Genomic DNA, 17302 nt, shown 5'->3' on the forward strand with positions numbered 1-17302 from the left:
TCTCTCTCACGGTTGTACCTTGAACGTCCTGGCGGCACGCACATCGGAACTGGACGCGCCCACCTGCACCTCGTACTCGCCGGGATCGACGGCGTAGGCGTGATGCTGGTCGTCGTAGTAACGCAGATCGTTGCGCGGCACCACGTCAAAGGCGACGCTGCGCTCCTCGCCCGGCGCCAGCGATACACGCTGGAAGCCATGCAGCTCGCGGATCGCACGCGACTGGCGCGGATGCAGCGGCCGCAGGTAGAGCTGGACCACCTCGTCGCCTGCCCGCTTGCCGGTGTTCTTCACCTTCAGCGTGACCTTGAGGTGCCCGTCGGTTCGCACGCTGGCCTGGTCGAGCGCAAGACCGGAGTACGCGAACGTGGTGTAGGACAGGCCGTAGCCGAACGGATACAGCGGCGTGCCCTCGAAGTAGCGATAGGTGCGCCCTCGCATGCTGTAGTCGTCGAACGCGGGTAGCTTCTCGCTGGCCTTGTAGAAGGTCACGGGCAGTCGACCAGCGGGGTTGGCGGCGCCGAACAGCACGTCAGCCACGGCATTGCCGCCGCGCTGGCCCGGATACCACGCCAGCACGATGCCGGGTACATGCTGCTGCGCCCAGTCGATGGCCAGCGCGGAGCCGGAGGTCAGCACCAGCACCACGGGCTTGCCGGTGGCCTGCAGCGCTTCCAGCAGCTTCTCCTGCGTGGCCGGCAGGCGAATGTCGGTGCGGTCGCCGCCGGCGAAGCCGGGATAGCCGACCTTCATCTCCTCGCCTTCCACGTCGCTGTTGAGGCCACCGACGAAGACCACCGCATCGGCTTGTTTCGCCGCATCGATCGCTTCGTCGAACGGCGGCTTGGCGCCCGGCAATCGCCAGGCCAGCCGCACGTCGGAGTTGCCGTAGTGCTTGGCGTATTCCAGCCGTACGTCGTAGGCCTTGCCGGCCTGCAGGTCGACGAACGCGCTCGCGGGATGCGTCGCCTTGCCGTCCCATGCATCGAGCAACAGGCGGCCGTCGACATACAGGCGGAAGCCCTCGGTGGCAGCGGCGGCGAGTTCGTAGCGTCCGGTGACCGGCGGCAGCAGCTGGCCGGTCCAGCGCACGCTGAAATGGTCGTTTTCCAGCGCGCGATCGGCGGGAAACTCGCCGCGCGCGACCAGGTCGTCGGTGGGCGTGCCGTGGTCCCACTTGAAGCCGATCTTCGCATCGACGCGCGTCAGCACCGGCGCCGACTTGAAGTCGTCGCCACGGAAGTACTCGCCCTTGAGTCCCTGCTCGGCACCGCCGGCCGCCGCCCGAAGGTAGCGTGCGGCGATCACAGTCCCGGCCCCCTGGCCGTCGAAGCCTTCGACCAGTGGCGCACCCTGGGCATAGGTAACCTCGGCGTGCGGCAGCGCTTCGCGGATGCCTTCGAGGATGGTCACCGGCGCGGCCGGCGTGCCGTGGTAGTTGCCCAGCAGGGCGGTCACGTCGTCCGCGGTCGGGCCGATCACCGCGACACGGTGCAGGTCGCGCGACAAGGGCAGGATGCCGTCGTTCTTCAGCAGCACGATCGATTCCTGCGCCGCGCGGCGCGCCAGCGCGTCGTGCGCCGGCGACTGGTTCGCGGAGTACGGGATCTGCGCCCAGCGCACGCGTTCCGGCGGATCGAACATGCCCAGGCGAAAGCGGGCGAGCATCAGCCGGGTGAGCGCCGTGTCGATGACCGCTTCGCTGACCAGGCCCTGCCGTACCGCGCTGGACAGCGCGGCATAGGTCTTGCCGCAATTGAGGTCGTCGCCGTTCTTCACCGCGAGTGCCGCGGCCTGCTCGGCTGTCGCGACGATCTTGTGGTGCGCAAAGATGTCTTCCACCGAGTCGCAGTCGGATACCACGTAGCCCTGGAAACCCCAGGTCTTGCGCAGGATATCGCCGAGCAGGCGCGGGCTGGCCGAGGCGCTCTCGCCGTTCACACGGTTGTACGCGCCCATCACTGCATCGACCCCGCCTTCCTGCACCAGTGCCTGGAAAGCCGGCAGATAGGTTTCGTGCAGGTCACGCTCACTGGGATGCACGTCGAACCGGTGACGCTCGGATTCCGGGCCGCTGTGCACCGCGAAGTGCTTGGCAGTGGCGTCGAGCTTGCGATACACCGGATCGTCACCCTGCAGGCCGCGCACGAAGGTCACGCCCATGCGCGAGGTGAGATAGGGATCTTCGCCGTAGGTTTCCTGGCCGCGTCCCCAGCGTGGATCGCGGAAGATGTTGATGTTGGGCGACCAGAAGGTAAGGCCCTGGTAGCGCCCGTGCATGTCGCGCTTGAGGAATTCGCTGTGCTTGGCGCGCGCCTCGTCGCTGATCGCCGTGGACAAGTCGCTCATCAGCGACGTGTCGAAGGTCGCCGCAAGACCGATGGCCTGCGGAAACACGGTGGCGCCGCCGGCGCGGGCGACACCGTGCAGGGCTTCGTTCCACCAGTCGTACGCCGGCACGCCGAGGCGTGGAATCGCCGGCGCGCTGTTCTGCATCTGCGCGACTTTCTCCTCCAGCGTCATGTGCGAGACCAGGTCGGCGGCACGCTCCTCGAAGCTGCGATGGAGATCGAGATAAACCGGCGTCGCGGTCGCGGTCTTCGCCGCCGCGTCGGGCGCTGCCGCCAGCGAAGGCAGCGCCATCGCCAGCCATGCGACCGACACCATCGCCGCGAGAAGCCGCGTTCCCCGCACGGCGCGCGTCGCGTCCTTGCCACGACGACTGCCCGTCGCCGTCATGCCTGCCATCCCCAAACCCTTGCGCATCTCACCTTTCCCCTCAGTCCTTGCCCAGCCGGCGGGCATACGGGCCCACCGTCGTGCCAATGAATCCACCAGCCACGTCGGTGCTCAGCAACGTGCCGTCCTCGTCGCGCCGCAGCCAATGCCAGCCCGTGCCGTCGTCATAAGCAAAACCGTAGTGGCCGCCATCACCCGCGATCTTCAGCTTCAGTGTCTTGATGTCATGCGGCAGCGTGGTGGTGGCGACCACCGCCACGTCGTCGCCGCGATGCCGGCGCAATGCGAGGATCCACTCGCTGCCATGGCGCTGCACGCCGAGCGCGTACCAGTAGTGTTCGTTCTGGAAAGCGGCCAGCCCCGCCTCGACGCCTTCGTGTGCCGGCACGGCCAGGGCGGTGCTTGCTTCGAAGGCGAGGTGCTGCTGCGGCCGCGCGAGGAAAGAGGGATTGCGCAGGCTGTCCAGGTCTTCCGCCAGCGGATGGATGGTCAGTTGCCCCGGCTGCGATGCCAGGTCCGCCCAGGGCCGGCTCGGCACGCGTACGAACAGCCACGACGGGTCGAGCGTTGCCTGGTCGAACTCGTCGCGCCAGCTGAAGTTGCCGCTGTGCGGCGCCTGCGTCGCGTCCTTCTGGAGGAAGGCCGGCCCCTGCGCGACGGGCCCGATCGCCTGCCCCGGCGGCAGGATGGTCGGCCAGCCGTCCTTCCACGTCACCGGCAGGACGAAGGTCTCGCGTCCCGTGTTGTAGTGACCGTGCCCATACGCGCGACTCGCCAGGAATACGGCCCACCAGCTGCCGTCGGTCGCATCGACCAGGTCGGCATGGCCCGCGTTGATGACCGGGTTCGCCCTGTCCGCAGGCAGATCGCGCTGGGTGAGAATCGGATTGCCCTGGTACGGCGTATACGGCCCCCATACCGCACGACTGCGCAGCACCACTTCGGAATGCTGGGGGCCGGTGCCGCCCTCGGCGCACATCAGGTAGTACCAGCCATCCCGCTTGTAGACATGCGGACCTTCGATCCAGATCGGCTGCTTCGACGGATCGACGCCACCATCGAGGATCACCCGGCGAGGCCCGACCAGCGCGTGCCGCTCGAGGTCCAGTTGCTGCATCCAGATCGCGCGATGACCCTGGTATTTCGGCTGGCCCGCGGGAGCGCCGTTGTTGACAAGGTAGACCTTGCCGTCCTCATCGAAGAACAGCGACGGGTCGATGGCGCCATCCAGACCGGCCAGCCAGATCGGATCGGACCACGGCCCAGCCGGGTCCTTCGCCGTCGCGATGAAGTTGCCGCCGCTGTCCACCGCGGTGTTGACCACGTAGAACGTGCCGTCGTGATGCGCGATCGCCGGCGCAAATACGCCACGCGACATGCCCAGTCCGTCGAAGCCGAGCTGCGACGGCCGCTCGATCACGTGGCCGACCGCCTTCCAGTGCACCAGGTCGCGGCTCTCGTAGACAGGAATGCCGGGGAAGTACGCGAAGCTGGAGTTGACCAGGTAGTAGCGATCGCCCACCCGCACGACGCTGGGGTCGGGGCTGAAGCCCGCGAGCACCGGGTTGTAGTAATGGCCCGGTGGCAGCGGCTGTTCGAACGCCGCGTCGTGGCCGCGGTATTCGAACCAGTCGAACTGCACCGCATCCTGCGCATGCGCGGCCATGCCCGCCAAGGGCAGCAGCCACGCCACGCATGCACGCAACCACCCGGCCGGCGACATCACCAGTCCCACATCGAGCCGTCTTCCAGGCGCGCGATCGGCAACTGCTTGGGCGCATACGGGAAGCGGGCCGCGAGCTTTTCGTCGAGGCTGACGCCGTGGCCCGGCGCTTCGCCGCAGTGCAGGCGACCGTCGCGGAACACGTAGTCGTGCGGGAACACCTCGTTCGTCTCGTCGGAATGGAACATGTATTCCTGGATGCCGAAGTTCGGTACCCAGGTGTCGAAGTGCAGTGCCGCGCCCATGCATACCGGTGAAAGGTCGGTGGCACCGTGGAAGCCCGTGCGCACCTGGTGCAACGCGGCGAAGTCCGCCAGTCGGCGCAGGTGGGTGATGCCGCCGCCGTGCACGATGGTGGTGCGGATGTAATCGATCAGCTGGTTCTCGATCAGGTGCTTGCAGTCCCAGATCGAGTTGAACACCTCGCCCACCGCCAGCGGCGTGACCGAATGCTGGCGAATCAGCTCGAACGACTTCTGGTTTTCGGCGGGCGTGGCGTCTTCCAGCCAGAACAGTCGATACGGCTCGAGGCTGCGCGCCAGGCGGGCGGCCTCGATCGGGGTGAGGCGATGGTGCACGTCGTGCAGCAGTTCCACATCGTCGCCATGATCGGCGCGCAGGCGCTCGAACAACTTGGGCACCACCTCGAGGTAGCGCGGCGTGGACCACACGGTTTCCGCCGGCAGCTCGCTTTCCGCCGGCTCATACGGCTTGCCGCCGACGGAGATGCCATAGGCCTTCTTCACGCCGGGCACGCCGCATTGCGCACGGATGGCGAGGAAACCCTTTTCCCTGAAACGGCCGACTTCGTCGCTGGCCTCGCTGATGTCGCGACCGTTGGCGTGGCCATACACCAGCGCGCCTTCGCGCGAACGGCCGCCGAGCAGCTGGTAGACCGGCAGTCCCGCCATCTTGCCCAGGATGTCCCACAGCGCCACGTCCACCGCGGCGATCGCCGTCATGGTGACCGGGCCGCGACGCCAGTACGCGCCGCGATAGAAGAACTGCCAGATGTCCTCGATGCGGCCGGCGTCGCGACCGATCAGGTTCGGCACGACGTGGTCCTGCAGGTACGAGGCCACCGCCAGTTCGCGGCCGTTGAGGGTGGCATCGCCGAGGCCGGTGATGCCCGAACGGGTTTCGATCACCAGGGTGACGAAGTTGCGGCCGGGACAGGTGACGACGACGCGCGCCGCGACGATTTCGCGATCACGCGAGGAGCCCTGGGGAGTGGCGGGGGTGCTGCTCATGGATGGTTTCTCTGGTCGGGCGTCGGGGAGAGGGACAACTCGAACGGGCCGGCGGGCAGGCCCGATTCGTCGTAGAGCGTGCAGATCGGGCTGTCGGCCCAGCAGTAGCGCACGCGGGTGATCGGCGAGGACCCCTTCGGCGCGCGCAGCACCACCTGGTGCTGCTGGATGTCCGCACTGGCGTAATGGCAGGAGCCGGGCTGCTCGCCGCAGAGCTCGAAGCCGATCGGTTGGTCCGCGCCATAGGCGAGCAAGGCGCCGGTGACGTCACCGAAGCTCAGCGTCACCGCCTCGCCGTCGCGCTTGGCCGCGTTCGCGACCGGGCCCGAAGGCGGCAACGCCTCGCCATAGACCACATGTCGCGCTGCACGCGCCAGCCGGCGTCCCAGCTCCTGCTTGTTGGCGGGATGGATGTCGGTGCGCTCGCCGATGTCGACCGCCACCGCGAGCCCCGATTGCGCATCGTCCTGTGCGGCAAGCCGCTGCGCTTCGCGCACCTGCGCCGAGCCGCTTTCCACCGGATGGGTCGGCGCCGGACCGTAGCCGGCCAGCTGCACGATGAGCATCGGCAGGTTCGCGCCGAATTGCGCGCGGAAGTCGCCGCGCAGCGCTTCCAGCAACACGCGGTAGTTGGCTGGATCGCCGGTGTTGGACTCGCCCTGGTACCACAACGCGCCACGCACGCCGTACGCACCCAGTGGCGCGATCATGCCGTTGTGCAAGGTGGCGAGGCCCGCCGTGGGATGCCATGGCAGGCTCGGCGCCGAACCGTAGGCCTTGGGCACCACCTGGTATTCCCAGGCATCGCCCAGCGATACGGAGGAACCATCCGCGAGGCGCAGAGCACGCTTGTCGGCAGGGCCATAGAGGCCATCGTCGCGATAGGTGCCGAGCACGTTGATGGCGATCAGGTTGTCGCCCTCGTGCAGCAGGCCGGCCGGTACCTTGTAGGTGCGTTCACCACCGTAGCCGGTACCCACCCAATGACCGTTCACCCAGGTCTGGTCGGTTTCGTTGATGGCGCCCAGCGACAGCTCATGGGCCTGCGCGGCCTGCGCCCTGGTGAGCTTCAGCGTGGTGCGGTACCACAGCATGCCGGTGAAATTGGCCAGCTCCGGCAGGCCCCAGCGCTGCCACGCGCCCTTGTCGAGCGGTGCATGCTGCCAGCCCTCGTGGCTGACGCGCCCCGGGTTCCACGGTTCGTTGTCCGCGGTAACGCCGGGCCGGCCGTGCCACCACGCCTGCCACTGCCGGCTCCATTGCTCGCCGGCCTGCGCGGCATCCTTCTGGTGCAGCTCGAGCAGATCCAGCCCGCCGTCGAAGCCGCCGACCTTGCGCAGCGCCTGCATGCTCATCCACGGCTCGATGCGCGAGCCGCCCCAGGCGGAGACGATCAGGCCCATCGGCACGGCCTCGGTCTTCTGCAGCTCGCGGGCAAAGTAGTAGCAGGCCGCCGAGAATTCGCCGACGTTCTCCGGCGTGGTCTTCAGCCAGTGATCGCCCGCGGGGATGCGATCCAGCGGCGTGATGCTGCTGACGTTGTCCACGGTGAGCATGCGGATGCGGTCGTTGTCCGCGTTCTGCACTTCCGAACGGGCATCGAGCGTGCGCTTCACCTGCAGCACCATGTTCGACTGGCCGGAACAGAGCCACACGTCACCCAGCAGCACATCGTCGATGCTCTGCGATGCACCGCCGGCCACGGATACCCGCAGCGTGTACGGACCGCCGGCCTTGAGCGCCGGCAACGTGGCCTGCCAGCGACCCTGTGCATCGGCACGGGCACTGATGCGCTTGCCGGCGAACTCGACGGTGAGCTTTTCGCCCGGCCTGGCCTGGCCCCATACCGGGTTCGCGTGCTCGCGCTGCAGCACCGCATGGTCCTGGAACAGCGGGTTGAGCAGGGCCTCGTCGGCATGGGCCGCACCGGCGCCGAGGCAACACAGCAGCAGCGTGGCGGCAAGGCGACGCTTCATGGGAACGGCGGACACAGCACGGATCATGGTCGATAGCCCGGCACGAAGGGAAAGGAAAGCGATTCGTAATAGGAGAGCGGGTGTTGCGGCGGCGCGTAGCCGGCCGGCAGCGGCAGGCCGTTGAGGCTCTGGAAATAGGCGATGCTGGCATCGCGCCACCACAGCGCCTCCTTCTCCTGGATGCCGAGGAAGACCGCGGCCTTGCGATAGCGTTCGGCGTCGATCCGGCCATCCATGCGCTGCCAGGTCGCGCGCATCTGCTTCACCTCGTCGACGCCCTGCGTGTAATGCACGACGAGTTCGTCCCACAGCGTGCGGCCCGAACGCATGCGGTAATTCCACGGCACATGGTGGAACCACAGCAGATAGGCATCGGGAATCTTGCTCAGGTCGTTGAAGGTGCCCGCCACGGGTGGCGCGTACTGCGCCACGGCATTGCTGCCGCTGCTGCTGCGGTCGAAGCCGATGCCATCATGGTCGGCGCGGTGGTAGTACACCGGCGTCCAGTCGGCGCGCGGGCCGCTGGCATCCCACGGTGCCGGCCCATAGTGATGGCCCTTGCCCATCAGGTGGTGCAGGCCCAGCGGCGTCATGTAGTCGACCACCGCTTCGCGCGACTGCATCATCATGTCGACCACCGGCTTCACGAACGCCGCGTCGTCGGAGAAGGTCATGCGTACCCATTCTTCCGCGATGCTGCGCGCGTCCAGCATGGGGTTCCAGGCCAGGCGCCCGTAGGCGTACCAGTTGGCCTGGTTGAAATCCGAACCGCTCCAGTCGCGATCGGTGCCGATGTTCGCCACGCCGGCGATGCCGGTGAGCGCATGGCCGTCGAGTTCGCCGTCGATCACCCTGGCGACGGTGGAGCCCTTGCCCCGGGCCATGGTGTCGGCACGCAGCGTCTCTTCGAACAGCGGGCCGAGGTAGGCCAGGTGCGTGGCAAAGCCCAGGTACTCCTTGGTGACCTGGAACTCCATCATCAGCGGCGTCTTGGGCATCGCGCCGAACAGCGGGTTGAACGGCTCGCGCGGCTGAAAGTCGATCGGGCCGTTCTTCACCTGCAGCAGCACATTCGCGCGGAACTTGCCGTCCAGCGGCTTGAACTCGGTATAGGCCTGCTTGGCGCGGTCGTCCGTATTGGCCTGCGAGTACACGAACGCACGCCACATCACGATACCGCCATGCGGCGCCACGGCATCGGCGAGCATGTTGGCGCCGTCGGCGTGGGTGCGGCCGTAATCCTGCGGACCGGGCTGGCCTTCGGAGTTCGCCTTGACCAGGAAGCCGCCGAAGTCGGGAATCAGCGCATAGATCTCGTCCGCCTTGGCACGCCACCAGCGCTGCACGGCGGGGTCGAGCGGATCGGCGGTCTTCAGGCCGCCGATCTCGATCGGCGCGCTGAACTTCACGCTGAGGTAGACGCGGATGCCGTACGGGCGGAACACGCCCGCCAGCGCCTTCACCTTGTCGAGGTACGGCGGCGTGAGGATCGCGGCATTCGCATTGACGTTGTTGAGCACCGTGCCGTTGATGCCGATGGAGGCATTGGCGCGCGCGTAGTCGGTGTAGCGCGGCTCGAGCCAGTCGGGCAGCTTCTGCCAGCCCCAGATCGAGTTGCCGGCGTAGCCGCGCTCCACGTGGCCGTTCAGATCGTCCCAGTGGTCGAGTACGCGCAGCTTCATGCGCGTGGTCTCGCGCAGGTCCAGTCCGGCGATGGAGCCGCCGGTCTGCAGCAGGCGAAGCAGGTGGAACGCGCCGTACAGGGCGCCGACATCGTCCGCAGCAGCAACCACCGTCACCGGATGGCCGGCTATCACCGCGCTGCGGATGAGGTAGCCATCATGACCGAGACCGCGGGTGTCGAGCCTCAGACGCGCGATGGTGGGCGACGAGGCCGGCGTGCCGACCACGACGGCGCCGTCCACGCTCACTGCATCGGAGGTGGGGGGCGTCTGTCCCAGCAGGCCGCCCAGACCACGCAGCAACTCGTCGCGTGCGGCCTGCTGTCTCGGCGTGGCGGCCGGCAGCACCAGCTGCGCCACATGGCCTCGGTAAGCAGCCGCCTGCGCCTCGGGTAGCGGGCGATAGCGCAGCCACAGGTCGTAGCCGTCCTCCGCGTGCGCCAGGCCCGCCCCCGACAGCGCAAGCACGAGCACCAGCACGAGCCGAAACGCAGCCGTCAGGCGGCTTCCCGCATGCTTTGCGCAGCGAAATGGTAGAAAAAGTCCGACGGCGGTTATCGCTAACATATGCAAGAATGAACTCCTATCCGATCCGACATCAGCACTGACAGCGACGGCCGAGGCCGGTGCAGCACGGGCCTCGTGGTGTCAGCGCCGCGCGAGGAAAAACGGCATTGAAGAAGACAGGCAGGAAGTCGGTTCGCCGCAAGGGGGCCGCGGTAACCATCGACGACGTGGCCGCACTGGCGAAAGTCTCGGCCATGACGGTATCGCGTGTCGTCAACGGCCACAGCAAGGTGCGCGACGCCACGCGTGAACGGGTGATGGCAGCGGTGCGCGAACTGGGCTACATCCCCAATCTCGCGGCCAGCTCTCTGGCCGCGGCGCAGGACGCGCGTATCGCGCTGATCTACACCAACCCCAGCGCCGGCTACCTGCGCGAACTGCTGCTCGGTGCGCTGCGCGGCTCCGCGCGCACCGCGGCCCAGCTGGTCATCGACGACTGGGACGAACTCGGCGCCGGCGGCGAACGCAAGGCCGCGCGGACGCTGGCCAAGAGCGTGGCCGGCGTGATCCTGCCGCCACCGCTGTGCGAATCGAAGGTGGTGATCGAGGAACTGGTCAACGCCGGCGTGCCGGTGGTGGCGATCGCCTCGGGCCGCTTCAACCACGACATCTCCAGCGTACGCATCGACGACCACCTCGCCAGCAAGGAGGTCACCGAGCACCTGATCCGCATGGGCCATGCGCGCATCGCCTTCATCAAGGGCCACCCGAACCAGACCGCCAGCGCACGCCGCTTCGAGGGCTACCAGGCGGCGCTGAAGGACGCCGGCATCGCGTATGACGCCAGCCTGGTGCAGCAGGGCTACTTCACCTATCGCTCCGGGCTGGAGGCGGTGGAAAAACTGCTGTCGCTGCGCAAGGCGCCCACCGCGATCTTCGCCAGCAACGACGACATGGCGGCCGCGGCGATCTCGGTGGCGCATCGCCGGGGGCTGGACGTGCCGCGCGATGTCTCCATCGTCGGCTTCGACGATACCTCGGCCGCCACCACCGTCTGGCCGGAGCTGTCCACCGTGCGCCAGCCGATCGCCAGCATGGCCGACTCGGCGATCGACATCCTGCAGCGCGCGATCCGCCGCAAGGATACCGAGACGAAGGTGGTGGTCGATCATGTGGTCGCCCATCAGCTGATCAAGCGCGATTCCGTAGCGCCACCGGTGGGTGCCGGCACCAAGCCCAGGGGCTGAGCGCCGGCAACGGGGGAGGCTGGCGCCACGCACCACGCTAGCCCTCCATCTGTTCCAGTTCCTTGCCGCGCGTCTCGTGCACGCAGCGCAGCACGAATACCGCGGAGATCGCGGCTGCCACGGCGTAGATGCCGTAGGCGCCGGCAAGGCCGATGCTGGCCAGCAGGATCGGGAAGGTCACGGTGATGGCGAAGTTGGAGGTCCACTGCGCCGCGCCGGCCACCGCCAGACCCGAGCCGCGGATCTGGTTGGGGAACATCTCGCCCAGCATCACCCACATCACCGGGCCCCACGACATGTTGAAGAACGCCACGTAGACGTTGGCCGCCACCAGCGCGAGCGTGCCCATGGCCGGCGGGAGCGCCAGCTTGCCGCTGGCATCGAGGCCGGCATGCGCGAACGCGAAGGTGACCAGCGCAAGCGACACCGTCATGCCCACCGAGCCGATCCACAGCAATGGCTTGCGGCCCACGCGGTCGATCAGCATCACCGCGACCAGACAGGCGCCGATGCTGAGCGCGCCGGAGAACACGTTGATCAGCAGTGCGTCGTTTTCGGAGAAGCCCACGGCCTGCCACAACACCGCGCCGTAGTAGAACACCACGTTGATGCCCACCAGCTGCTGGAAGGTGGCCAGGCCGATGCCCACCCATACGATGCGCCGCATGCGGCCACTGGTCTTGTCGATAAGGTCGGACAGCTTCGGGCGATGCCGATCCTGCGACAGCGACGCGCCGATCTCGGCCAGCGTCGTGTCGGCCGCCCGTTCGCCATACAGGCGTGCCAGCACGGCGCGGGCTTCGCTGTCGCGTTTGCGCACCACCAGGAAGCGGGGACTCTCGGGGATGAACAGCAGCGACACCAGGAACAACGAGGACGGCAGTACCTGCATCCAGAACATCCAGCGCCATGCATCCTGATTCAGCCAGAGTACGCCGGTGGATGCACCCGCCGCCTTGGCCAGCAGGAAGTTGCTGAGGAAGGCGCTGAACAGGCCGCTGATGATGGCGATCTGCTGCACGGTGGCGAGCCTGCCGCGATAGCGCGCCGGCGCGACCTCCGCGATGTAGGCCGGTGCGATCACGCTGGCCGCGCCGACGGCGAAGCCACCCATGATGCGCGCCATCACGAACAAGGTGGCGTCATGCGCCGCGCCAGCGCCCAGCGCCGACAGCAGGAACAACACCGCCGAGATGATGAGCACCGAGCGGCGCCCCCAGACATCGGCCACGCGACCGGCGAAGAATGCGCCGAGTGCGCAGCCGAGCAGCATCGACGCCACTTCGAAGCCGATCTGGGCCGAGGTGGACTGGAAGGCCTGCTTGATGCCGTCCACCGTGCCGTTGATGACGCCGCTGTCGAACCCGAACAGGAAGCCGCCGAGCGTGGCGACGCAACTGATCTGGACGATGAGTCGGGTGTTTTCCGCGCTGACCGTGCCTGGTGCGCTATCGAGCGTTACGCTGTTCATGCCGTCGGTGTCTCATGTCGTATTTCCGGCTCCCCAAGTCGGCAAGGCACGTCCCCGTGCACCTTGCCGACCACTCAGATCAGACCCGCGGGCATGACCCGCGATGCCGTCAGCGCAGCAGGTACTGGTTGATCAGGTTCTCGTAGCGCTCCTGCTTGCCGCTGCGCTTGGCCGGCTCACCGGCTTTCACGGCCAGCGCGTGCAGGTCGGCCAGGCTGAGCTTGCCCTGGGCGAAATCGCGCCCCGCGCCATGGTCGAAGCTGGCGTAGCGCTCCGCGCGCCACTGCTCCAGCGGCGACTGCGTGAGCAGCGCGTGCGCCACTTCCAGGCCGCGCGCAAACGCATCCATGCCGCCGATGTGGGCGATGAACAGATCATCCGCGTCGGTGGATTCGCGACGCACCTTCGCATCGAAATTGAGGCCGCCCGGAGCGAGCCCGCCCTGGCGCAGCACCACCAGCATGGCGCCCACGGTGTCGTACAGGTCGGACGGGAACTGGTCGGTGTCCCAGCCGTTCTGCGCATTGCCGCGGTTGGCGTCGATGCTGCCAAGCAGGCCGTGATCGGAAGCCACCTGCAGGTCGTGCTCGAAGGTGTGGCCCGACAGCGTGGCGTGGTTCGCTTCGATGTTGAGCTTGAAGTCCTTCTCCAGGCCGTGCTGCTGCAGGAAGCCCGCAACCGTCGCCGAATCAAAGTCGTACTGGTGCTTCATCGGCTCCATCGGCTTGGGCTCGATCAGGAAGTTGCCCTTGAAGCCGATGCTGCGACCGTAATCGCGCGCCATGGTGAGGAAACGCGCAAAGTGCTCGAGCTCACGCTTCATCTGCGTGTTGTGCAGCGAGGCGTAGCCTTCGCGGCCACCCCAGAACACGTAGTTGCTGCCGCCCAGTTCCACGGTGGCATCCAGCGCCGCCTTGATCTGCACGCCCGCGCGGGCCACCACGGCAAAATCCGGATTGGTCGCCGCACCGTTCATGTAGCGCGGATGGCTGAACAGGTTCGCCGTACCCCACAGCAGCTTGATGCCGGTGGCCTGCTGACGCTCCTTGGCGAGCGCGACCATGTGCTTGAGGTTCTTCTCGTACTCGCCCACGTCATCGGCGTCGGGCGCCATGTCGATGTCGTGGAAGCAGTAGTAGGGCACGCCGAGCTTGGTGAAGAACTCGAACGCGGCGTCCATCTTCGCCTCGGCGCGCGCGATCGGCGTGCCTTCCGCATCCCACGGGTAATTGCGCGTGCCCGGACCGAACGGATCGTGGCCGGCGTTGCAGAAGCTGTGCCAGTAGCACACCGCGAAACGCAGGTGCTCGGCCATGGTCTTGTCGCCGATCTTCTTGTTGGCGTCGTAGTGCTTGAACGCCAGCGGATTGTCCGAACCCAGCCCCTCGAACGGGACACGGCCGATGCCGGGGAAGAATTCACGCTTGCCGATGAAGGGGGTGCTCATGATCTTGTGGTCCTGGTCGAGGATGGATGAGGCAACAGGCTGGGCGGGGCGTCAGGCGATGCCCGCCGGGTGACTGGCGTAGAAGGTCTTGGCGCCATCGAGATGGCGCAGGAACTGCTGGTACGACGCCTGGTAGGCGGGGATGTTCTTGCCGTCCGGGCGCGTGGAAAGTCCGGGGGCGATCAGTACGTGCTCGCGGGCCATCGCGGCGAGGTCGGCATCGCGGTCGAGCGCGCGCTCCTGTGCCCACAGCGCCTGCAGCGCGGCGCCGAAGGCGGCGCCTTCCGCCTGCAGCGGCACTTCCACCGGCAGCTCGAACACGTCGGCGATCATCTGGCGCCACGCCGCGCTGTGGCTGCCGCCGCCGGTGAGGCGGATCGCGTCGAAGCGCAGGCCGGCGGCCAGCAGCGCGTCGTAGCCGTTGCGCAGCGCATAGGTCGCGCCTTCCATCGCGGCGCGATAGATGTTGCCACGCGTGAAGTTGCCCAGGTCCATGCCCTGCAGGCTTCCGCGCGCATGCGGCAGGTCCGGCGTGCGCTCGCCGTTGAAGAACGGCAGCATCACCAGGCCCGCGGCGCCCGGCGAGGTGCCCACCATCACGGCATCACCGTCACGCGTGCTGAAACCGAAGGCCTTGGCCACGCCTTCGGTGGCGATCGTGCAGTTCATGGTGCAGATCAGCGGCAGCCAGCCGCCGGTCGACGAACAGAACGCGGCCCAGCCGGCGCCGTCATCCACGACGGGATGGTCGGCAAACGCGAACAGCGTGCCCGAGGTGCCCAGGCTCATGCTGAGCACGCCCGGCTCCACGTTGCCGGTGCCGATCGCCGCCATCATGTTGTCGCCGCCACCGGCGGACACGCGCACCGAACGCGACAAGCCGAGCTCGTCAGCAATCGCGGGCGCGATCGGGAAGCTCGCGTCCGCTTGCACCAGCGGCGGCAGGCACGCGGCCAGGTCGCGGCCCGCGTCGGTGGCCGCCAGCAGCTCGGGCGACCATTGGCGCGTGCGCACGTCCAGCCAGCCGGTGCCGGAGGCGTCGCCGTATTCCATCCAGCGCTCGCCGGTGAGCCAGAAATTCACGTAGTCGTGCGGCAACAGGATCGTCGCCAGCTGCGCATAGACATCGGGCCGATGCTTGCGCGTCCAGGGCAGCTTGGACGCCGTGTAGCCGGCCAGGATCGGATTGCCCGCCAGTTCGACGCAGCATCCGGGGCCACCGGCCGCGCCCATGATTTCGTCGCATTCGCGCTGCGTGCTGGTGTCGCACCACAGCTTCGCCGGCGCCAGCACCTTGCCCGCCGCATCCAGCGGCACGAAACCGTGCTGCTGGCCGGACACGCCGATCGCGCTCACGCGCGCGCGCGACGCGGGATCCAGTTTGGCGAAGCAGGCGCGGATCGCATCGATCCACCACTGGGCCTGCTGCTCGCGACTGCCGTCATCGCCGGCGATCAGCTCCAGTGGATGGCCATGGGTGGAAACCACGCGACGCGCGGCCGCGTCGTATGCGACCAGCTTGACGCTCTGGGTACCGACATCGAGTCCAACCACAAGGCTCATACGTTTTCAGGGGTCCGAAATGTTAGCGCTACCATGAATCGGTCTAATAAAACCCCCGATCCATTCCGCAGCGCCTGGAACGGCCCTGCCACCGGAAGGGGGGTGAACGCTGCAGACTGTACTAGCGCTTTGCGGAAATGCCATGCCGCAATGCAAAAAAGCCGAAAAAGCGGTGTTCGGGCACGGCGCCCGCGGCGCCTGGATGACCGTTCCGGCAGCCACGGGGCCAGGCACCCCCCATCGGCGACCGGCGGGGCCGATCGCGCCGGCAGGAGCGAAACGACCGGGTTTCCCCTGCCGCGATCCGCGCAGCGGGCCGTCCGCCGCGGCACGATCGAACGGCAGTATAGACGTCCGAGTGGCGACATCGACGACGTGCACCGACACGCCGGCACCCGGATGATGCAGCGCAGCGTGTCGCGGGAAATTCAAGACGCTACCTTCCGGCGTCTGTGCCCATCGCCAAGGGTTGACGGATGCTGCCCCATCGCGTCGCACTGCTCTTCAATGCAAACAAGGTCTACGACCGGCAGGTCATCGCAGGCATCGGGGAATACCTCACGTTTACCCGCGTGAAGTGGGACCTCTTCATGGAAGAGGACTTCCGCTGTCGCACCCTGGGCATCCGCCAGTGGCGGGGCGACGGCATCATTGCCGACTTCGACGACCCGGTCGTGGCCGAGTCTGTGTCGGCGCTCCCCATTCCGGTAGTGGCCGTGGGCGGCTCGTACGCCGATGACTCGCACTATCCGTCGGGCATTCCCTATGTCGCGACAGACAACCGCAAGCTCGTGCAGCTGGCCTACGGCCATCTGACCGAGCACGGGCTGGAACGCTTCGCATTCTTCGGCAAGCCGCCCGAGCCCGACAACCGCTGGGCCCACGAACGCGAGATGTGGTTCCGTCACCTGACCGCGGCTGACGGGCTGGAAGGTATCGTCTACCACGGCTCGTCCACCAGCGCGGGCGGCTGGGGCCGCGCGCAGCATGAGGTGGCCGAATGGATCCGCGGACTGCCCAAGCCGATAGGCATCATCGCCGCGACCGACGCGCGGGCAAGGCAGCTGCTGCAGGCCTGCATCGTCGGCGACGTGCCGGTGCCCGAGCAGGTGGCCATCATCGGCATCGACAACGATCCCATCGTGCAGGTGCTCAGCTCCATCCGCCTCAGCTCGGTGATGCAGGGCGCCGAGGAGATGGGCCGTACGGCCGCGCAGTTGCTGCACCAGATGTTGCATGGCGGTGATTGCTCCGGGTCACGCGTGCTGGTGCCGCCGGCCGGCATCAACGTGCAGGCCAGCAGCCAGTACCAGTGCATCCGCAGCCCGCACGTGATGCGGGCGCGGCACTACATCCGCCAGTACGCCTGCATGGGCATCAAGGCCGAGCAGGTGGCCGGCTACGTCAACGTCTCGCGCACGCTGCTGGAAGAGCACTTCAAGCGCGAGCTGAAGAAATCGGTGCACCAGGTGATCCTGGAGCACAAGCTGGAACGCGCACGCCACCTGCTGACCGACCCCGCGATGTCGCTGACCGACGTGGCCGTGCGCAGCGGCTTCACCTCGCTGCAATACATGTACGTGGTGTTCCGCCGCGAGTTCGACTGCACGCCCAAGCAGTACCAGGAACAGCTGCGGACGTAGACCGCAAAGTCGCCACGTCCGCTGCCAGCATGCACGGGAGGGCATGACGGCAGC

At 67.4% G+C, this 17302-nt stretch carries 10 protein-coding genes; 2 read left to right on the forward strand and 8 right to left on the reverse strand.

The genetic code is table 11. The features are described from left to right. Positions 1 to 6: 6 nt before the first annotated feature. The 5 genes from EPB08_RS18785 to EPB08_RS18805 all read right to left on the reverse strand — a co-directional run bounded on the left by EPB08_RS18785 (position 7) and on the right by EPB08_RS18805 (position 9937). Positions 7 to 2667 carry a glycoside hydrolase family 3 C-terminal domain-containing protein gene (locus tag EPB08_RS18785; RefSeq protein ID WP_130620756.1) on the reverse strand — a complete coding sequence of 887 codons (2661 nt, stop codon included), beginning with the start codon at positions 2665 to 2667 and terminating at the stop codon, positions 7 to 9. 112 nt (positions 2668 to 2779) lie between these two features. Continuing rightward, positions 2780 to 4462, reverse strand: a complete 1683-nt coding sequence (locus tag EPB08_RS18790; protein WP_130620658.1) for a glycoside hydrolase family 43 protein — start codon at positions 4460 to 4462, stop codon at positions 2780 to 2782. Beyond that, complete coding sequence (gene manD, locus EPB08_RS18795; RefSeq protein ID WP_130620659.1) at positions 4462 to 5712, reverse strand: D-mannonate dehydratase ManD; 1251 nt, start codon at positions 5710 to 5712, stop codon at positions 4462 to 4464. The genes EPB08_RS18790 and manD overlap by 1 nt, the downstream gene beginning before the upstream one ends. Then, positions 5709 to 7688, reverse strand: a complete 1980-nt coding sequence (locus EPB08_RS18800) for a sialate O-acetylesterase (RefSeq protein ID WP_130620660.1) — start codon at positions 7686 to 7688, stop codon at positions 5709 to 5711. Before EPB08_RS18800 ends, manD begins: the two co-directional genes overlap by 4 nt. Before the next feature lie 23 nt (positions 7689 to 7711). Continuing rightward, positions 7712 to 9937: an alpha-glucuronidase family glycosyl hydrolase gene (locus EPB08_RS18805; protein WP_130620757.1), complete on the reverse strand. Its 2226-nt coding sequence runs from the start codon at positions 9935 to 9937 to the stop codon at positions 7712 to 7714. Positions 9938 to 10044: 107 nt separating this feature from the next. Between EPB08_RS18805 and EPB08_RS18810 the strand changes: the two genes are divergently transcribed. After that, on the forward strand, positions 10045 to 11124 hold the full coding sequence (locus tag EPB08_RS18810) for a LacI family DNA-binding transcriptional regulator (protein WP_130620661.1): 1080 nt from the start codon (positions 10045 to 10047) through the stop codon (positions 11122 to 11124). Between the two features lie 37 nt (positions 11125 to 11161). Here EPB08_RS18810 and EPB08_RS18815 read toward each other — a convergent pair whose 3' ends face one another. The 3 genes from EPB08_RS18815 to xylB all read right to left on the reverse strand — a co-directional run bounded on the left by EPB08_RS18815 (position 11162) and on the right by xylB (position 15605). Further along, complete coding sequence (locus tag EPB08_RS18815) at positions 11162 to 12595, reverse strand: sugar porter family MFS transporter (RefSeq protein ID WP_130620662.1); 1434 nt, start codon at positions 12593 to 12595, stop codon at positions 11162 to 11164. 109 nt (positions 12596 to 12704) lie between these two features. Further along, positions 12705 to 14042: a xylose isomerase gene (gene xylA / locus EPB08_RS18820; RefSeq protein WP_130620663.1), complete on the reverse strand. Its 1338-nt coding sequence runs from the start codon at positions 14040 to 14042 to the stop codon at positions 12705 to 12707. Positions 14043 to 14093: 51 nt separating this feature from the next. Further along, entirely contained in the window at positions 14094 to 15605 is a 1512-nt protein-coding gene (xylB, locus tag EPB08_RS18825; RefSeq protein WP_130620664.1) for a xylulokinase, read from the reverse strand. 476 nt (positions 15606 to 16081) lie between these two features. On the opposite strand from xylB, the gene EPB08_RS18830 reads away from it, so the two are divergent. Continuing rightward, positions 16082 to 17248 carry a XylR family transcriptional regulator gene (locus tag EPB08_RS18830; RefSeq protein ID WP_130620665.1) on the forward strand — a complete coding sequence of 389 codons (1167 nt, stop codon included), beginning with the start codon at positions 16082 to 16084 and terminating at the stop codon, positions 17246 to 17248. Positions 17249 to 17302 lie beyond the last annotated feature (54 nt).

It is taken from the genome of Dyella amyloliquefaciens, assembly GCF_004296575.1.
In the GTDB taxonomy this organism is placed as follows: Bacteria; Pseudomonadota; Gammaproteobacteria; order Xanthomonadales; family Rhodanobacteraceae; genus Dyella; species Dyella amyloliquefaciens.

Bases quoted from the DNA above. Each gene is read 5' to 3' on its own strand.
- EPB08_RS18815 (WP_130620662.1), bottom strand. From the start codon at position 12,595: ATGAACAGCGTAACGCTCGATAGCGCACCAGGCACGGTCAGCGCGGAA.
- EPB08_RS18800 (WP_130620660.1), bottom strand. From the start codon at position 7,688: ATGAAGCGTCGCCTTGCCGCCACGCTGCTGCTGTGTTGCCTCGGCGCC.
- EPB08_RS18805 (WP_130620757.1), bottom strand. From the start codon at position 9,937: ATGTTAGCGATAACCGCCGTCGGACTTTTTCTACCATTTCGCTGCGCA.
- EPB08_RS18790 (WP_130620658.1), bottom strand. From the start codon at position 4,462: ATGTCGCCGGCCGGGTGGTTGCGTGCATGCGTGGCGTGGCTGCTGCCC.
- xylA (WP_130620663.1), bottom strand. From the start codon at position 14,042: ATGAGCACCCCCTTCATCGGCAAGCGTGAATTCTTCCCCGGCATCGGC.
- xylB (WP_130620664.1), bottom strand. From the start codon at position 15,605: ATGAGCCTTGTGGTTGGACTCGATGTCGGTACCCAGAGCGTCAAGCTG.
- manD (WP_130620659.1), bottom strand. From the start codon at position 5,712: ATGAGCAGCACCCCCGCCACTCCCCAGGGCTCCTCGCGTGATCGCGAA.
- EPB08_RS18830 (WP_130620665.1), top strand. From the start codon at position 16,082: ATGCTGCCCCATCGCGTCGCACTGCTCTTCAATGCAAACAAGGTCTAC.
- EPB08_RS18785 (WP_130620756.1), bottom strand. From the start codon at position 2,667: ATGGTGTCGGTCGCATGGCTGGCGATGGCGCTGCCTTCGCTGGCGGCA.